A 17,973-nucleotide genomic window follows, 5' to 3' on the forward strand; every position below is an offset into this window, starting at 1 on the left:
GACAAAAGCGAGGTAGTGTTTTATGGATTTGTATGAGATAATTTTGTATCAGAGTGAATATCTTGGCAAAAACCAAGCCCAATTAAAGGCTTTGCTAAAAGAAAAGCTAACAGCCAAGGATTGGAAAGAGGCTAATAACCTGACAAGAGTTTTAATGATGGAGATATCTTGCCTTTTCGATGACGACGGCTATATCTACATTAATATTGATAAGTTTCCTGCTAAAGAACTTAATGAAATTGATCGATTATGGCGACAGTATAGCAACTCTCACTTTGGTTTTAGTGTGCAAAAAACCATTTATAAGCGCGAAAGTTATCAGCAATTTATTACTAATGTCGGGTGGTATAAAGGAGGTTCTTGGTCTGCTCTCTCTTTTTCGGAAACTGCACCAAAAGGACACTTACCTTACTGTGGATGGTATTTTTGGCAAGGAAAAAGAAGTTTGGCGCACAGTTTGATGAAACGTCACTCATCTTTATCTCATCAAGGACATTTCCATCAACCTCACCCTCATCCTCCTCATCAACATTCCAGTGATGGCGCAGCTGGTGCCGCTGGTGCTGGTATTTTAGGATTACTAACTCCTGCTGCACCTTTCATATTGGGAGCCGCCGCCATTGCTGGGGCCGGTTATTTGATTCACCGTGCAGCAACTAAAGAAGAAAGAGAAAGGAAGGAGAGATTAGAGAGAGAAGAAATGGAAAGGAAGCAGAGACAAAAACAATTAGAGGAGGAAAATAAAGTACAGAAAAATATTGGTACGCTTTTTGGTTTAGTTGATGACAATACTCCTAAAAAAACCTCGATACTAGGTGCTATACCTAAAGCAAGCCAAACCATCAGCGCTAACTCATTCTTGCACCGACGTTCTCACCCACCAGGGGTTTAAACCCTTGGCTAATAGCGCAAATCCGTTAAAACTGATAACTTGCACCAGTCTCAGAAACCGGGTTTTTTGAAAAAACCCGGTTTCTGTGCTGAAGTGATATACCTAAAGCAAGCCAAGCGATTAGCTATAACTCAGATCTTGCACCAAAGTTTTCACCCGCCAGGGGTTAAAACCCCTGGCTAATAGCGCAAGTCCGTTTTAACGGAGTAATCTTTTCTACAGTCCACTGAAGTGGACTTTCGTTATTAGGCGGGGACTTGAGTCCCCGGCGGGTGTGGACAACACCGCCGATTAAAGCATCTTTTAATGCCAGTCGCGTGCAGGGACAGGTGCAGGATGTTATCAGCGCATAGCCAGAATAAATTCCTCAAATTACCCAAAATGATTACCGAATTAGACCGAGTTGCTTTAACTACCGATTTACCAGAATATAATTTAAAAACAGGCGATATTGGCACTGTTGTATTAGTCCATCAAGAAGGTTTGGGATATGAAGTAGAATTTCTGACACTCACAGGACAAACAGTTACAATTATTTCCTTATTTAGTTCTCAAGTTCGTGCGATTGGCGACAGAGAAATTGCCCAAGCGCGAGTTCTCACATAATCGTTAATTTGTTGTGGTAAAGGTGAGACGCAAACAAGAAACCGGGTTTTTTGGAAAAACCCGGTTTCTGTGCTGAAGTGCGATCTTTTTATTTAATATAATTGACAAAAATTGCTGAATATGATTATATATGTTATAATAATATTATTTTCAAACTAATAAATATATCCTTTAACTCGCTCCTACCAGTAGGATAAACTAAAAACAACAATATTCAACTAAACATCAAGCGTATGATCCAACAACTTCAACCTCAAACTAAAAGACCTATTGTTTATCCTGATAGTGATGGGCAACCGATGTCTGATAATACTCTGCAATTTCAATGGATAGTGACAATTAAAGAAAACTTGGAATTGTTATTTTCTAACGAGCCGAATGTTTTTGTTGCAGGGGATTTACTGTGGTATCCCGTTGAAGATAATAATATCATACGTCGCGCACCTGATGCAATGGTTGTGTTTGGTAGACCCAAAGGATATCGAGGTTCCTATAAACAATGGGAAGAAAATGATATTCCACCACAAGTGGTATTTGAGATTCTTTCGCCAGGTAATACCATTAAAGAAATGGGGGCTAAACTCCAGTTTTATCAACAATATGGGGTTGAGGAATATTATCTCTACGATCCTGAAAAAGTGGATTTAGGAGGATGGCAAAGAACCGATGAACAACTAACCATCATTGAGGAAATTCAAGGTTGGGTGAGTCCCCGTTTAGGAATTAGATTTGAAATGTCTGAAGAATTGCAAATTTTTACTCCAACAGGAGAACGATTTTTAACGTTTGTGGAATTGGGACAACTCAATCAACAAATGGAACAACAATTGCAACAAGAACGCCAACGGGCTGAACAAGCAGAGGCGCGGTTAAAAGAGTTAGAAGAACGGTTAAGAAGTTTAGGGGTTGATCCCAATCTTTAGTATTTATAGCAAACAAGAAACCGGGTTTTTCCAAAAAACCCGGTTTCTGTGCTAAAGTGCGATCGCCATTTTAAACATATTCCCCTAATCCGGCTCTTTTGCTAACAACTGCTGAACCAAAACTCGATCCGCCTCTGATAAATTAGGAACGATTTACGAAGTATAATTAATTCTATAATCATAACCTGCCTTATCATAAATCTCACTAAATAATTGCTGTAAATTAACCGTTGGCTCAATATCTTCCGAACGCAAAGGCAGAGAAAAAGCAGGAAGATAATCTTTCAAATTAAAGGCATATAATTCAGCTTGCGGTCGATGGCTGTAGCGGCTAATTAAAACTCGATAATCTGACTTAATATCATTTTCCAAAATCGGCATAGGTTGGAAACTTCTAATTAAATCAATTTCTACTAAATTCGTTAAACTTCCTAAAATTCGCTGACGTTTTTGGAGATAACTATCTCTTCCTTCCCCAGCACGTTTATTAACAGGGGATAAAATTTCAATGACGGTAACAACTAAACTTGTGCCTCTGTCTCTTACCTCTAAATAATTTTGTTTAATTTTTTCAGGTATTGGCACAGTAACCGTCATTGGTTGAACGGGAGATGAAACAACGGCTACAGCGATTTGAGAAGGGGATTGATTAAGATTGGAAGATTGACGTTTGACTGCTAAATCAGGAAGACCCACTAATAGCGAATTATCACCATTAGAAGGATTAATTTCATAAATGCGCTTTTCAATCGCAATTTCATACTTAGGACGAACTTGAGGAACTAAAGAATCTGCAAGTGCCACAATTAACCGACTATGAACTTCCGGCCAAAAATCAGGATGTTCCAAATAAGGGTCAAAGCCTGGAAAAGGTGAAGGCATCGATTTATCTCGAATCAGTGCAACTCTGAATTTAGTAGGATAAACTAATCATAGCAATTTTTTATTTGACAATATGGCACAGGGGGGCGAATCGCTCATGCTCCAAGTAAAAGACAAACTTACTCTGGCAGAATTTCTGGCGATACCAGAAGGTGATGTGACTTACGAATTAGTGGATGGTGAGGTAATACCAAAAATGTCACCCAAAAAATTTCATTCTCGCCTGACTAGGGTGCTACTTCAGTTGTTGGATGAATGGTGTGCTGGACGAGGTGAGGTTTGTCCAGAATTAGCGATTAAATTAACTCGAAGAGGTCGAGATTGGGTACCAACGCCCGATATTCTGTACATTTCTGCCGATCGGTTTCCGCCAGACTGGGAGGAAGATGGAGCCTGTCCCGTTCCCCCAGAATTGGCGATAGAAATTATATCACCCGGACAAACTTTTGGGCAATTAGCTGCGAAAGCAAGAGATTATTTGGATGCGGGGGTGTTGCGAGTTTGGGTGGTAGATAGTCAAGCGAGAAGCATTACGGTTTTTTATCCAGATGCGCCACCGCAGACTTATATGGGAGATACGCCGTTAATTGATTCTCTATTTGATGGTTTAGAAATTACGGCTGAACAGGTTTTTCAATTAGCAAGAATACCAGGCTAGCCCGTATTTCTCCCCCCTCTCCTCCAGAGGAGAGGGGGGTAGGGGGGTGAGGTTCCCCTTAAATTACTAATTCTGACAATAAAACCTTAAAGCCGTATTCCCATAAACTTTTTCGCGGCAAATTTCCAAGGAGGGAATCTCTTCCACATTCCATAAATCTGGACTGTGTTCAACTGCGATCTCACCGTCTTCATTTAGCAGCTGATATTGTGCGATCGTATCCAACACCGACTGATACAAATTGCTGGCGTAAGGTGGATCGAAATAAATGCGATCGAACTTCTGTCCTTCTAGCATTTTCAATCGCTGCACAACATCCCCTCGCAACACTTCAAAAGTCTGTCCGGGTTGGACTACTTGCTGCCAGTTTTGTTGTATAATACCACAGGCGCGACTCGATTTTTCAATTCCCACTACATAACTCGCACCCCGACACAAAGCCTCCGCACCCATCGATCCTGTACCCGCGCACAAATCTAGCCACCGACAGTCTTCAATTGTGCCTTGCCAAATGTTAAAAACCGCCTCCCGCACTCGTGCTAAAGTGGGTCGGGTGGTTTGACCGGGCAAAGTTTTCAATTGCCGATTACCGTAAATTCTCAGACTCATAACAGAAACGAAAAAAATATTAATATTTGCTGCCAACTTCACAAGCTTAAATATCTTATTGGTTAGTCCATCACAAATCGGGAAAAACTTATTTATGACTCAGACATACATTGTCAAAAAAGGAGACACTCTGGCGCAGATAGCCGAAATGTTCTACGGAACTCGTAATTGGAAACCAATTTACGAGGCGAATCGTAAATTGATTGGGCTTGATACCAATACAATTGTTCCCGATCAACAACTTGTCATTCCCGACTTATACACTGTTCAAACTGGAGACACTTTGACGCGGATAGCCAAGAGTTACTACGGAAATCCATTCGATTGGCCTCGAATTTACCGAGCAAATCGCGATGTAATTGGGGAAAATCCTCGCCAAATTATTCCCGGTCAACTACTTGTAATTCCCTATTAGAAACCATTGCTAGAACACCGATTCAGTAATACTTCCTGATGCCTTTTTAGCTTGTAGGGGCGAAGCATTCGGGTATAAAATATATCGCTCTACCCTATATTTTCTGCCCGAATGCTTCGCCCCTACGATTACTATTTCTACTCCTGCTATTTTCGCTAGACGAGAACAGGACTTTGTACTTGTGCCACGAAATTTGACAGAATTTGTAACCCAGTAGTAGAAGATTTTTCAGGGTGAAATTGAACTGCCATTAAGTTATTTCGGGCAATTGCAGCTGTCACTTTTTGACTGCCGTGGGTCACAGTAGCGGCACAAATTTTGGGGTCAACTGGATCAACATAGTAGGAATGGACGAAATAAACCCAAGACTCAGAAGACAAACCTTGCCAAAGTGACACTTTTGGTTGGGTAAACTCCAGTTGATTCCAACCCATGTGGGGAATTGTCAGTCCGGGTTCGGGACGAAACCGCCGCACAATACCGGGAATAATACCTAGACCTGGTTCGTTGCCTTCTTCGCTACGATCGAATAAAATTTGCAGACCCAGGCAAATCCCTAAGAATGGTTTGCCGGAAGCTAGAGCCTGTTTGATTGGTTCGACTAAGCCGCGCGATCGCAATTGTTGCACAGCTGGGTCGAAAGATCCCACTCCCGGCAACACCACTGCATCCGCCTGCGCGATATCTGTTGGAGAATCAGTTATCTTAGGGATTGCACCAGCTTTCTCCAACCCTTTGCAGACTGAGTGCAGATTCCCCATGTCGTAATCTACAACAGCGATAAGTGACATCGATCCATTCCCCTTATTGAGTCTTGATGACTGTCTCCATTTTAGTTGTATATGACTAAAAAAATCCTGCTGACATCATTTACCACCTGGCAACCTCATCAAAAGTCTAATTCATCTGATGATTTATTGATAGAACTTGCCAAAAGTACAGATAGGAATCCTCCCGCTGCCACATCGCCATCTTTAAGTTTTTTGAGGCAATTGCCCGTTGATGTTCAGCAAGCAAGCAGTCGTGCGATCGCCCAAATAGACTCACTCAATCCCGATATTATCATCTGCTGTGGCATGGCAGAGGGACGCCAACAACTCACCGTGGAATCTAATGCTACCTCTGAAAATCATGTAATTAAAACTTGGGTCAATCTCGATAAATTAATTGCCGATTTAAAGGTAACACAGATTAGTCACGACGCTGGTAAATTCGTCTGTGAAGGACTTTATTATTCAATCTTGAAATACTTGCGCGATCGCCAACTCAACAGCCGCTGCATCTTTGTCCATATCCCGATTATAACTCCAGATAATGTAGCTGATATTAAGACAGATTTTTCACAAATCATCGACAGGTTAGCGCTTTTAAACTGAAGTCTCACGCCCATTTAAAGTTTCTCAAGTTGGTTGAAGTAAACTGAGTGTTAAAGCTTTCAAATTTCAGATTTCAGATTTGCTAATTAACTCTGCAGGCTGGGCCAAAGCGCTACATTGCGAACCCTTAACCAAAAATTTGAAATTTGAAATCTACGATCTGAAATTATCAGTAAATTCTATTTTCCAAACCCTTTGACTTCCTTCTTTTGCGCTTTGGGTTTAGACTTAGATTTGTTGACTTCTGCTACAGCTTCTTGAAACAGATTGTGCAAATGTTCGGGAACACTCGCAATTTCTGGTAATTCTGGTTCCAGTGGTTTATTAAATTCTTGAAGCAAACTGTCTAAATTGCTTTCCAGACTAAAATTCGGACGCACTAAAACTCCTTCCAACACCTTTGCCAACTGAACTGGGTACTGTTCCGCTAACCGATGCCAAATGAAAACATTAATTGTAGGTTCTTCTAAGTAGTGGCGAATTAGTTTTTCAGCATTAGGGATACTTTGCCAATCTTCTGCTTCTAAAATTGCCTTAAACTTAATATAAGTTGGCAGAAACATCTGTCCCCAGCGGGGATGAGCGAGAACTGTCACCTGTTCGGCTTTTTTTAGATTGTCAGGCAACTCAACTTGGGGCATCATCATTTTGGTGTTTCCCTTGCTGCTAAATAATTGGGAAACTGTTTTTGAATCTGCACCTGCTTCTTTTGCCGCCGCTTTTATTTCCTCTTCTGAAATGCCAGCTTCTTCAGCTATTTCTTCTAGCGATTTAGAATCATCAATACCTGCTGCTGCAAGCCGTCGCTTAGTCATTACTTCTTGAAATTCGCTCAGCTTTTTGTTTAGCTGATAACCCGGCATAATCACTTCATCGCTGCCGAAAAAGTCAACAAAGTCATTGTGAAATTGTTCGACAGACTGCCACGCTTGCTCTAGCAAATCTGGGGCATCGCTGTAAAGATCTTTTTTGTGGTTCTGCTTAAAGTTACCAATTGCTACTGCCAATTTAGGTTTGCCTAAATTACCCATTGGCGAACATGGGCCAGAAAACATCCAGTAGCTATCGGTAACGGGAGAAATGCGGGTGAGTAAAATTTCTCCTAATTTAAACGAAGCCATTTCCTCTAGCGTGCGGGGGTCGTTTGGTTTCACAATATAATTCTTGGCTGTAAGCCAGTTTATCAGATCAAAGCCATCTGGTAGAATTTGGGTAACGGCAAATAAGCCAGTGAAGCTGCGTCGCCAGTTGTTGAGAAGAGTGCGATCGCTCTCTGATAGTTCTGGCTGACTTTGCAAAAACAAATCCAGCGGTGTCTGATCTCCGACTTTCCCCTCGGTCAGAAAAGTATCAATTAGGAGGTTTTTCTCGTAAGCAGCATCATAGCGATTGTCTTGAGAACGTGCATTGGCGGCAAAGTAAGACTCCAGCGCTACCGCCAAGTCTCCTTCAGCCTCTAGGACAAATTCGATTAAATCTTGTTTGAGTTGGCGCGATCGATCCAAAATGGCATCCACAAGCTGACCTCTCGGTTACAATCTTTTATATTAAGGCAAAGACAAGGCGATCGATCGTACATACCCGCTGATTTCCGCAGCTTTCCAATTTTTTAGTATAGATGATGATTCTTTCTACCACCTCGCGGTAGATTTATCTGAATTATCCTGAGTTTGCCCCAGATATCTACGCTGCATGGCATGGAGTTGGTTTTGGAAGTGTGGCTCTTCCGTATTTACTATGCTATTTGAGCAGAGGCGCAGAGGCGCAGAGGAATAAAAATGTGATTTTTTTGAACAAAAGCATAACAACTCCGAAAGAGGCGTTTGTTCATCCTGCTTATGGTAAAAAAGTACAAGAACGACTCTCATTCGCGGCTTGCGCGTACTCTCGCCTGCTTTATTCATCAGCGAATCTTTATATGTTTGAACATTTGTTTTCAGCTTTATCTGAAGTTAATCAAGACTCGGCAACGATTCGCCGTCCCCGCAAAGGCGTCATCATAGGCGCGGGTCAGGTGGGTATGGCTTGTGCTTACTCGATGCTGATTCAACACACCTTGGATGAAATGGTAATCGTCGATGTCAATCGCGAAAAGCTAGAAGGGGAGGTGATGGACTTAGTACACGGACTTCCCTTTGTTGAACCTAGTATAGTGCGATCGGGTACTTTGGCAGATGGTAGCGATGCCGATATCGTCATTATCACTGCTGGCGCAAAGCAAAGACCGGGCGAAACCCGTTTGGATTTGGTACAGCGCAATGTAGAAGTGTTTAAAGGTTTGATTTCGGAAGTAGTAAAGTGTTGTCCCAGCGCCATTTTGCTGATTGTCACCAATCCGGTGGACATCATGACTTATGTGACTTGGCGACTATCTGGATTGCCCAGTTCCAGTGTAATTGGTTCTGGTACGGTGCTGGATACGGCTCGTTTTCGCTATCTTTTGGCGGAAAAGTTACAGCTTGACCCCCGCAGTTTGCACGCCTATATTATTGGCGAACACGGGGACAGTGAGGTGGCTGTTTGGAGTAAAGTGAATGTCGCTGGAATGCAGTTATTTGATGGAAGTTTTGACAATAGCACATCTGATGATAATAAGCAACTAGAAGAAGTTTTTGCACAGGTTAAAAATGCAGCTTACGAAATTATCCAGCGCAAAGGTGCCACCAGTTATGCGATCGGTCTTGGTGTAACGCAAATTGTGCAAGCTATTTTACGCAATCAAAACCGGGTTTTGACTGTCAGCACCTTAATTAATGGCTTACACGGGATTCAAGATGTCTGCTTGAGTCTGCCTGCGGTGGTTAATCGTCAGGGAGTGACTAGGGTTTTGAATATGTCTCTTACCCCAAAAGAGGAACAGCAGCTGTTACACTCTAGCCAAGTTCTGCGCGAAACGATCGCAAAACTCAATTTATAATATCTCCAGTTTGTTTTATGGTGTGTGGTTCGTGGTAAAGATTAGACTTCTTGCCAAAATATGAATCTCTGATTTTTTACCGCAGATGAAAGCAGATAAACGCGGATAAACGCAGATGAATCGGATGAAGTATATTGACTTTGGCAATCTTGTCTATTGTTTTTCATGAACTGCGAACCATCTATTATGCGTGTTCACACTGTTGCAATTTTGACTGTGGCGACTCTGGCTATTTGGGAAACTCAGGAGGCTCTAGCCAATTCCCCATCTCCTGTCCCGCAATTGGCTACCCATGTTTTAGCACCAATGTCTGTGGAAGCAATAGCACCTGAAGTTCTCGGTAGCACTTCCACAAATGCCAACGATTTATTGCCAAACACGGATGAGGAATTACTGATTGGTGAAACAAATGATTCTTTCCCACTCCCCAATCCCCAATCCCCAGTTGTCAGAGATATCCAGATTCGCTTTGTCGATCGCAAAGGTGAACCAATTGAGGGACGCACTCGCAAAGATTATCTTTTGGGCGAATTACGACTCAAACCGGGTCAGGTATTCCGCGAAAGGTTACTTGAGTCAGACTTGCGGCGACTTAGGCGATCGGAGTTCATTGACAAAGTTGATGTTTCTCTACAATCAGACAGTGATGGCGTTACCATCATCTACGACATCAAGGAGCGTCGCTACCCTTCTGTAAATTACGGTCTTGGCTATAACGATGATATAGGAGTCTACGGTACTGTAGGCTATCGAGACGCAAATATAGGCGGGATCAACCAACAACTGGGTGGTAAGTTACAGATTAGCCGCCAAGATGCCCAATTTGATGTAGAGTTCGCCGACCCTTATCGCGCCAGCGAATCAAACCGCTTAGGATATAGCGTTCGCGCTTTTCGCCGTCGCAATTTTTCCCGTACCTTTGGTGATGAGATCGATTTGCTCAACGACGACGATCCACGGGAGGGAAGATTTGGCGGTTCAGTGGCGCTTTTGCGGTCTTTTGATGACTGGGATGGGGCGCTGGGTTTGAATTACACCCGGATTAGTATTCGCGATGCCAATTGGCGCGTTTCGCCAGTGGATGAATTTGGCAATCCCTTATCTCTTAGCGGTAAGGGGATTGATGATTTGGTGACGGTATCTTTTGCGGTGAGTAGAGATAGACGCTCTAGCCGTTCCTATCCGACTCAAGGTTCTATCCTTACTTTTAGCACCGAACAGTCGATTCCGATTGGATTGGGCAATGTTTTAATCAACCGACTGCGGGCTAACTATATCCAGTATGTGCCGATCGACTTAATCGGCAGAGGTAAACCAGCAAAAAATCCCGAATTGACAGAAATGCTCGCTTTTAATTTACAGGCTGGCACGATATTTGGCGAATTTCCACCCGCTGAAGCCTTTAATCTGGGTGGTTTTAATTCTGTACGCGGATACGGAGGGGGTGCAGTCGGTAGCGGTCGCAGTTATGTGTTGGGTTCTGTAGAATATCGTTTTCCGATCGTTTGGCGGGTGGGAGGAGTTGTCTTTGCTGATTTCGCCTCGGATTTGGGATCTGGCGATACGGTGGTTGGGGAACCCGGTGTAATACGGGATAAACCAGGAAGCGGTTTTGGTTACGGACTGGGATTGCGAGTGCGATCGCCCTTGGGGCTAATTCGGGCCGACTTTGGGTTGAGCGATCGCGGCGAGGCCCGATTGGAAATCACTACGGGTCAGCGGTTTTGATCGGAATGGCTAGGAAAGGTGGCGCGATATGCCATCCGGCACGAAGATCGATCGCACTTTCAGTCCTTGACAGATATCACTTGATGTTGTTCTCCCCTTACAAAAAAGGCATGAAGAATAGTTTATCTTCTTGCTCCGATGAACTTTTGTAAACGTCAGAACTCATTCTGCGATTAGGCTACCCCTCGTTGCTTAAAATATGAGCTTAACTGAACCGTTGAGAAATCTCCCGGCAGTCTTAGCGGTGGGTACTTCAAGTTCTTCTGTAGTTTCTCAAACAAACAGGAATAATAAATATGGCCGATCCCAGAGATGCAGAGCTTATCAAACCCTATAACGGTGACCCGTTTGTCGGTCATCTTTCAACCCCAATTAGCGATTCTGATTTTACCAGGGCTTTCATCGGTAATCTGCCAGCTTACCGCAAAGGGCTATCTCCCATCCTGCGCGGATTGGAAATTGGCATGGCTCACGGCTATTTTATAATTGGCCCCTGGGTTAAGTTGGGTCCATTACGCGATTATGCAGAGGCTTCCAATCTAGGCGGATTGATTTCAGGTGTGGCTTTGATTCTAATCGCGACTGCCTGTATGTCCGTTTACGGCATCGCCTCTTTCCAAGACGAAAAGAGTATACCCAGCTCGAATCCTCAAGCTCCCGATCAATGGAAAACCGCTGACGGCTGGAGCCAAGTGACAGCTGGTTTCTTCGTAGGTGGAATGGGAGGCGCTTTCGTTGCCTACTTCCTACTAGAAAATTTCGGTATCGTAGATGCGATTTTCCGTGGTGTAGTTCATCACTAAACCCTTTTTAACCAAGATCCCCCACTATATCGGTACTACGATTAGTGGTGGGTACTTCAAAGCAGCACATCTCTTAAAATAGCCGCAGTACTTTACCCTTTTTGGAGATTTTGACATGACAGGTTCATACGCAGCTTCTTTCTTGCCCTGGATTCTCATACCCGTAATTACCTGGCTGTTGCCTACGATCGTTATGGGTCTGTTATTTATCTACATCGAAAGCGATGCTGCTTAATAGCAGTTTTGTTTTAAAGCCTATCCAAGTAGGCTAAAGTTCACCTCTAAATTCCCAAAATCCCTTACCTGCGGGTAAGGGATTTTTTTCGTTTCATACCAAATCCGGGTTTGTTACCCCATGAGAATTTTTGGCCTAAAGATTGTAGAGACGTTTCATGAAACGTCTCTACAATCTTTAGACATAAAGGGGGTAATCGTTGCGGATTTGGTATCAGAGGCTGCGTGCGCGATCGACTCACAAAAAAACCCCAGCGGTCAAACTGGGGAGGAAACTTTATGCTATTCCCACACATACAATAAATAGACGAAACTTTCATCTACATAAAGATAGATTTTTTATAGCAATTTTCTCCAGATTTCGATCCAGTCTTGAGCTAGTGAAAGGAATGCTTGGGAAGGAGCGGGGAAAATAGTCTACCAACAATTATTGAACCCAATTCTTTATCCCGGCAATTCTTGATTAACAGACTCAGCTAAACGCTTTGCCCTTTCCCTACGGTGAACATTTATAGTCAACTTCTGATTTTGTACGCCTTCCCCTTTTAAACGCTTTGCCCTTTCCCTACGGTGAACATTTATAGGGCTGTTGCGAATCTCCGCCTCTACCATAGCAATGAGTTCATCTATTTCTAAAGCTACAGCCTCAAGCTGCTGATTGCTCTCCCGTAGCATGGCAACGGTTTTTTTAACTTTCTCTGGATCGGGAAGTTTTGGTTGTTCAGTCATAGTATGTTCCAATCCCTTTTAGCTTCTTGGACACTTGCTGCTGAAGCATCGACTGCGGCTTGGGCTCGCCCAATACTTTGAGCCAATGAATTCCCTAAAAGAAGCAGCCGCTGTAAATGCAAGACTCTTGTTATAGTTTCTTCTGGAAATCTAGCCATACAAACTTGCTCCACTCCTCTTAATTAACTGCTATCTATAAAAAATCCCCTGCCCGTTCGCGAAGCGTAAACTCCGCGCATAGGCAGGGGACTTTGTTTAATTACCTACAATGCTAGGTTGCGGATCAACCGAACTTCCCAGCAGTCGAGGCAATCAGGAATGCCGCGTAGGTCAAGATGTAGCCAACAGTGAAGTGAGCTAGACCAACCAGACGACCTTGAACGATCGACATAGCAACTGGCTTGTCTTTCCAGCGAACCAGGTTCGCCAGAGGAGTGCGCTCGTGAGCCCACACCAGAGTTTCGATCAACTCTTGCCAGTAACCGCGCCAGCTGATGAGGAACATGAAGCCTGTAGCCCAAACTAGGTGTCCGAAGAGGAACATCCAAGACCAGACCGCCAAGTTGTTCATGCCGTAGGGGTTGTACCCGTTAATCAGCTGAGACGAATACAGCCAGAGGTAGTCGCGCAGCCAGCCCATGAGGTATGTAGAAGACTCATTGAACTGAGCTACGTTGCCTTGCCAAATGCCCAGATGCTTCCAGTGGAAGTAGAAGGTTACCCAACCAATCGTGTTGAGCATCCAGAACATAGCGAGGTAGAACGAATCCCAAGCAGAGATGTCGCAAGTACCGCCACGGCCAGGGCCATCGCAAGGGAAGGCATAGCCGAAGTCTTTCTTGTCGGGCATCAACTTAGAACCGCGAGCATCCAACGCACCCTTGACCAAGATCAGAGTGGTGGTATGCAGACCGAGAGCGATCGCATGGTGAACCAAGAAATCGCCAGGGCCGATCGTCAGGAACAGAGAGTTAGTGCCGTTGTTGATTGCATCCAACCAGCCGGGTAACCACACATTACCGTGGTTCGGCCAAGCCGTCGAAGCAATACTATCCGGGTTAGACAGCAGCGTGTCAAAGCCGTACAACACTTTACCGTGAGCAGCTTGAATGAACTGGGCAAACACCGGCTCAATCAAGATTTGCTTTTCGGGAGTCGCAAAAGCCTGCATCACATCATTGTGGACATACAAGCCCAGCGTGTGGAAGCCCAAGAACAGCGACACCCAACTCAAGTGAGAGATAATCGCTTCTTTGTGCTGTAGGACGCGCTCCAGCACGTTGCCTTTGTTTTGCTCGGGGTCGTAGTCCCGCACCCAGAATATAGCTCCGTGGGCGAAAGCACCGACCATGATGAAACCGGCGATGTACTGGTGGTGAGTGTACAGCGCTGCCACCGTTGTGTAGTCCTGCGCCAAGAAAGCGTAGGGAGGCAACGCATACATATGCTGCGCCACCAGAGAGGTGATCACACCCAAACAAGCCAGGTGCCAACCCAACTGGAAGTGCAACGAGTTGTTGTAGGTGTCGTAAATGCCTTGGTGAGGCAGATTAAACGGCCCTTCAACCTTCACGCCAAAGAAATCTTTGGCATTCATCATTTCCTTGATGCTGTGGCCAATTCCGAAATTCGTCCGGTACATATGACCAGCGACGATAAACAGAACTGCGATCGCCAAATGGTGATGAGCAATATCCGTCAGCCACAGAGACTGTGTTTGGGGATGGAAACCACCCAAAAACGTCAGAATAGCCGTTCCCGAACCTTGAGCCGTACCGAATAACTGTTCCGCCGTATCCGGGTTCTGGGCATATACACCCCAGTTACCCGTAAAGAACGGAGCCAAACCAGCCGGATGTGGCAGGGTGCGAAGGAAGTTATCCCAACCCACGTGCTGTCCGCGAGCTTCGGGGATAGCAACGTGAACCAAGTGACCTGTCCAAGCCAGAGAACTGACACCGAACAAACCAGCCAGGTGGTGGTTGAGGCGGGATTCAGCGCTCTTGAACCAAGACAAGCTAGGACGGAACTTCGGTTGCAAGTGCAGCCAGCCTGCGAACAGGAAGACTGCTGACAGCACGAGGAGGAACAAAGCACCTTGATACAGGTCATTGTTCGTCCGCACACCGATCGTGTACCACCACTGATACAAACCGGAGTAGGAAATGTTGACCGGATAGTTAGCGCCAGCTTGGGTGAAAGCATCTACTGCCGGTGCCCCAAACTGAGGGTCCCAAATCGCATGAGCGATCGGACGCACATTCAGCGGGTCTTTGATCCACTGTTCAAAATTGCCTTGCCAAGCTACGTGGAACAGATTGCCGGAAGTCCACAGGAAGATGATCGCAATATGACCGAAATGAGAAGCGAAAATCTTTTGGTAAAGATTCTCCTCAGTCATCCCGTCATGGCTCTCAAAGTCATGCGCCGTAGCAATCCCGTACCAAATCCGACGAGTAGTCGGGTCTTGAGCTAAGTCTTGGCTAAACTTGGGAAATTTTGTTGCCATATCTTACAAAATCCTCCTCGCCCTTATCCTAATGAAATTGTTCGAGCCAGGAAGAATGCCCATGTAGTAGCAATCCCTCCCAGGAGGTAATGAGCAACCCCCACAGCCCGACCCTGAATAATGCTCAGAGCGCGAGGCTGAATCGCTGGAGCCACCTTTAGCTTATTGTGAGCCCAGACAATCGATTCGATCAATTCCTGCCAGTAGCCGCGACCGCTGAACAAGAACATCAGGCTAAATGCCCACACAAAGTGAGCGCCCAAGAAGATCAAACCATAGGCAGACAACGCCGTTCCGTAGGACTGAATCACTTGCGAAGCTTGCGCCCACAAGAAGTCACGCAACCAACCGTTGATAGTAATCGCACTTTGGGCAAAGTTACCGCCCGTAATGTGAGACACCGTACCATCTGCATCCAGAGTCCCCCATACATCCGACTGCATCTTCCAACTGAAGTGGAACAACACAACCGAGATAGAGTTATACATCCAGAACAGACCAAGGAATACGTGATCCCAACCAGATACTTGGCAAGTGCCGCCACGACCGGGGCCATCGCAGGGGAACCGGAAGCCCAAATTAGCCTTATCTGGAACCAGACGAGAGCTACGGGCAAACAGCACACCTTTGAGCAGGATCAGGACGGTGACGTGAATGGTGAAGGCATGGATGTGGTGAACCAAAAAGTCCGCCGTACCCAAAGCGATCGGCATCATCGCCACTTTACCGCCGACAGCAACAATACCGCCGCCGAAGGCATAGCTAGCAGGCTGCAACGCATTAGGAGCAGTAGTGCCTGGAGCTAGAGTGTGGATATTTTGAATCCACTGTGCAAACACTGGTTGCAGCTGAATCGCCGTATCCGAGAACATATCTTGGGGACGACCAAACGCACGCATCGTGTCGTTATGGACGTACAAGCCGAAGCTGTGGAAGCCCAAGAACATACACACCCAGTTCAGGTGAGAAATGATAGCGTCCCGGTGACGGAGAACGCGATCGAGCAAGTTGTTTTGGTTCACTACCGGATCGTAGTCCCGCACCATAAAGATGGCACCGTGAGCGGCTCCACCTACGATCAAGAAGCCACCAATCCACATATGGTGAGTGAAGATGGACAACTGGGTGGCATAGTCCACCGCCAAGTATGGATACGGAGGCATCGCATACATATGTTGGGCGACGATGATGGACAGCGATCCCATCATGGCTAAGTTAATAGCCAGTTGAGCGTGCCAGGAAGTTGTGAGAACTTCGTAGAGACCTTTATGGCCTTCACCTGTGAAGGGGCCTTTGTGGTTCTCTAGAATTTCCTTCATGCTGTGGCCAATACCCCAGTTTGTGCGGTACATATGCCCAGCGATGATGAACAGAACTGCGATCGCCAAATGGTGATGCACTGTATCTGTTAACCACAAGCTACCAGTTACCGGGTTCAAACCGCCCTTGAAGGTGAGGAAGTCAGCATACTGACCCCAGTTCAAGGTGAAGAAAGGCACTAACCCCTGCTTGAAGCTGGGATATAGCTCTGCCATCAAGTCCTTGTTCAAGATGAACTCGTGAGGCAAAGGAATGTCTCCAGGAGCCACACCAGCATCCAACAGCTTGTTAATCGGCAGAGAAACGTGAATCTGGTGACCTGCCCAACCCAGAGAGCCCAAACCCAGCAACCCTGCTAGGTGGTGGTTCATCATCGACTCCACATTTTGGAACCATTCCAGTTTGGGAGCCCGCTTGTGATAGTGGAACCAGCCAGCAAACAGCATCAGCGCTGCCATGACCAGACCACCAATAGCGGTGCAGTAAAGCTGGAATCCATTTGTGAAGCCAGCGGCACGCCACATATAGAACAGACCGGAAGTGATCTGAATTCCGTGGAAGCCGCCACCTACATCAGCATTGAGAATTTGTTGGCCTACGATTGGCCAAACAACCTGGGCACTGGGTTTAATGCCAGTCGGATTGGTTAGCCAAGCTTCGTAGTTGGAAAACCGAGCGCCATGAAAATACATGCCGCTCAACCAGACAAAAATGACAGCCAAGTGACCGAAGTGAGCGCTGAAGATCTTGCGCGATATATCTTCTAGGTCACTGGTATGGGTATCGAAATCATGGGCGTTGGCGTGTAGGTTCCAAATCCACGTTGTGGTTTTGGGCCCTCTGGCGAGGGTGCGGTCAAAGTGACCGGGCTGACTCCACTTTTCAAATGAAGTGGGAACCGGATCTTTATCTACTACAACCCTTACCTTTGCCTCACGCTCCGGAGGACTTATCGTCATGAAGACTCTCCTCTCTTTTTACTAAGGCACGAGGATTAACTCGTCTGAACTCACTTTTGAGGATTTTGAACTGAAGCCCTCAACCACTTGGGCCACAATAGACGCCTACCGAACTATTAAAGTGCTGTGGGCGACCTCGTTGTTTGGAGGGTGTTCCTTCTGATGAATTATAGGACTAGCCTCGCAACCTATCTATCAGCAGTTAACAATAATTCAAATTGGCTAGAGCGAAGACATACATTAGCTTTTAACCTATAACTACTTGCCAAAAAGTCAAGGGGTATTTCCATTTGATTCACAAAACTAAATAATTGGTTAAGTTAAGCTTCAACTTAGTAGCTTGAAGGTAATAGTTAGAAGGGGTTGAGCCTTTTGGGCTATAGTCTCGTATGGATGGCTTAAGGGGCTCTTTG

Annotated in this window: 17 protein-coding genes and 1 pseudogene; 10 read left to right on the forward strand and 8 right to left on the reverse strand. The window is 45.4% G+C overall.

The window, feature by feature from the left end; translation table 11 throughout:
* The first annotated feature begins 22 nt into the window (after positions 1-22).
* From LAY41_RS07685 to LAY41_RS07695, 3 genes are all read left to right on the forward strand, one after another.
* Positions 23-892, forward strand: coding sequence for a GUN4 domain-containing protein (locus LAY41_RS07685; RefSeq protein WP_249095968.1), 870 nt, complete (start codon positions 23-25; stop codon positions 890-892).
* Between the two features lie 336 nt (positions 893-1,228).
* Positions 1,229-1,498 carry a DUF4926 domain-containing protein gene (locus tag LAY41_RS07690; RefSeq protein ID WP_249095970.1) on the forward strand — a complete coding sequence of 90 codons (270 nt, stop codon included), beginning with the start codon at positions 1,229-1,231 and terminating at the stop codon, positions 1,496-1,498.
* A gap of 233 nt (positions 1,499-1,731) precedes the next feature.
* Positions 1,732-2,421 (forward strand): Uma2 family endonuclease, encoded by a 690-nt coding sequence (locus tag LAY41_RS07695; RefSeq protein ID WP_249095972.1) that lies wholly within the window; start codon positions 1,732-1,734, stop codon positions 2,419-2,421.
* 156 nt (positions 2,422-2,577) lie between these two features.
* Here the strand turns inward: LAY41_RS07695 and LAY41_RS07700 are convergent.
* A pseudogene (locus tag LAY41_RS07700) lies at positions 2,578-3,303 on the reverse strand (DUF4058 family protein); the annotation flags it as partial.
* Positions 3,304-3,400: 97 nt separating this feature from the next.
* Between LAY41_RS07700 and LAY41_RS07705 the strand changes: the two are divergent.
* Complete coding sequence (locus LAY41_RS07705) at positions 3,401-3,961, forward strand: Uma2 family endonuclease (protein WP_249095976.1); 561 nt, start codon at positions 3,401-3,403, stop codon at positions 3,959-3,961.
* 66 nt (positions 3,962-4,027) lie between these two features.
* On the opposite strand, the gene rsmD is transcribed toward LAY41_RS07705, so the two are convergent.
* Positions 4,028-4,570, reverse strand: coding sequence for a 16S rRNA (guanine(966)-N(2))-methyltransferase RsmD (gene rsmD, locus LAY41_RS07710; RefSeq protein WP_249095979.1), 543 nt, complete (start codon positions 4,568-4,570; stop codon positions 4,028-4,030).
* 94 nt (positions 4,571-4,664) lie between these two features.
* Here rsmD and LAY41_RS07715 point away from each other — a divergent pair, with 94 nt between their 5' ends.
* Positions 4,665-4,985 carry a LysM peptidoglycan-binding domain-containing protein gene (locus LAY41_RS07715; RefSeq protein WP_249095982.1) on the forward strand — a complete coding sequence of 107 codons (321 nt, stop codon included), beginning with the start codon at positions 4,665-4,667 and terminating at the stop codon, positions 4,983-4,985.
* A 155-nt stretch (positions 4,986-5,140) separates the two neighbouring features.
* Here the strand turns inward: LAY41_RS07715 and hisH are convergent, their stop codons facing one another.
* Positions 5,141-5,776, reverse strand: a complete 636-nt coding sequence (gene hisH / locus LAY41_RS07720) for an imidazole glycerol phosphate synthase subunit HisH (protein ID WP_249095984.1) — start codon at positions 5,774-5,776, stop codon at positions 5,141-5,143.
* Between the two features lie 51 nt (positions 5,777-5,827).
* On the opposite strand from hisH, the gene LAY41_RS07725 reads away from it, so the two are divergent.
* Positions 5,828-6,361, forward strand: coding sequence for a pyroglutamyl-peptidase I family protein (locus tag LAY41_RS07725; protein ID WP_249095985.1), 534 nt, complete (start codon positions 5,828-5,830; stop codon positions 6,359-6,361).
* Between the two features lie 179 nt (positions 6,362-6,540).
* Here the strand turns inward: LAY41_RS07725 and LAY41_RS07730 are convergent, their stop codons facing one another.
* Entirely contained in the window at positions 6,541-7,878 is a 1,338-nt protein-coding gene (locus LAY41_RS07730; protein ID WP_249095987.1) for a DUF7986 domain-containing protein, read from the reverse strand.
* Between the two features lie 200 nt (positions 7,879-8,078).
* Here LAY41_RS07730 and LAY41_RS07735 point away from each other — a divergent pair, with 200 nt between their 5' ends.
* The 4 genes from LAY41_RS07735 to LAY41_RS07750 all read left to right on the forward strand — a co-directional run bounded on the left by LAY41_RS07735 (position 8,079) and on the right by LAY41_RS07750 (position 12,044).
* Complete coding sequence (locus LAY41_RS07735) at positions 8,079-9,278, forward strand: L-lactate dehydrogenase (RefSeq protein ID WP_338022955.1); 1,200 nt, start codon at positions 8,079-8,081, stop codon at positions 9,276-9,278.
* Between the two features lie 186 nt (positions 9,279-9,464).
* Positions 9,465-11,006, forward strand: a complete 1,542-nt coding sequence (locus tag LAY41_RS07740; protein ID WP_249095989.1) for a BamA/TamA family outer membrane protein — start codon at positions 9,465-9,467, stop codon at positions 11,004-11,006.
* A 296-nt stretch (positions 11,007-11,302) separates the two neighbouring features.
* On the forward strand, positions 11,303-11,809 hold the full coding sequence (locus tag LAY41_RS07745) for a photosystem I reaction center protein subunit XI (RefSeq protein WP_249095992.1): 507 nt from the start codon (positions 11,303-11,305) through the stop codon (positions 11,807-11,809).
* A 115-nt stretch (positions 11,810-11,924) separates the two neighbouring features.
* Complete coding sequence (locus LAY41_RS07750) at positions 11,925-12,044, forward strand: photosystem I reaction center subunit VIII (RefSeq protein ID WP_249095995.1); 120 nt, start codon at positions 11,925-11,927, stop codon at positions 12,042-12,044.
* Between the two features lie 443 nt (positions 12,045-12,487).
* On the opposite strand, the gene LAY41_RS07755 is transcribed toward LAY41_RS07750, so the two are convergent.
* From LAY41_RS07755 to psaA, 4 genes are all read right to left on the reverse strand, one after another.
* Entirely contained in the window at positions 12,488-12,772 is a 285-nt protein-coding gene (locus LAY41_RS07755) for a hypothetical protein (RefSeq protein ID WP_249096000.1), read from the reverse strand.
* Positions 12,769-12,930 carry a hypothetical protein gene (locus tag LAY41_RS07760; RefSeq protein WP_249096002.1) on the reverse strand — a complete coding sequence of 54 codons (162 nt, stop codon included), beginning with the start codon at positions 12,928-12,930 and terminating at the stop codon, positions 12,769-12,771. The genes LAY41_RS07755 and LAY41_RS07760 overlap by 4 nt, the downstream gene beginning before the upstream one ends.
* Positions 12,931-13,055: 125 nt before the next feature.
* A complete protein-coding gene (gene psaB, locus LAY41_RS07765) occupies positions 13,056-15,281 on the reverse strand; it encodes a photosystem I core protein PsaB (protein WP_249096004.1) in 2,226 nt (741 codons plus the stop codon).
* Between the two features lie 23 nt (positions 15,282-15,304).
* Positions 15,305-17,560, reverse strand: a complete 2,256-nt coding sequence (psaA, locus tag LAY41_RS07770) for a photosystem I core protein PsaA (RefSeq protein ID WP_249096006.1) — start codon at positions 17,558-17,560, stop codon at positions 15,305-15,307.
* Positions 17,561-17,973 lie beyond the last annotated feature (413 nt).

The organism is Argonema galeatum A003/A1 (assembly GCF_023333595.1).
In the GTDB taxonomy this organism is placed as follows: domain Bacteria; phylum Cyanobacteriota; class Cyanobacteriia; order Cyanobacteriales; family Aerosakkonemataceae; genus Argonema; species Argonema galeatum.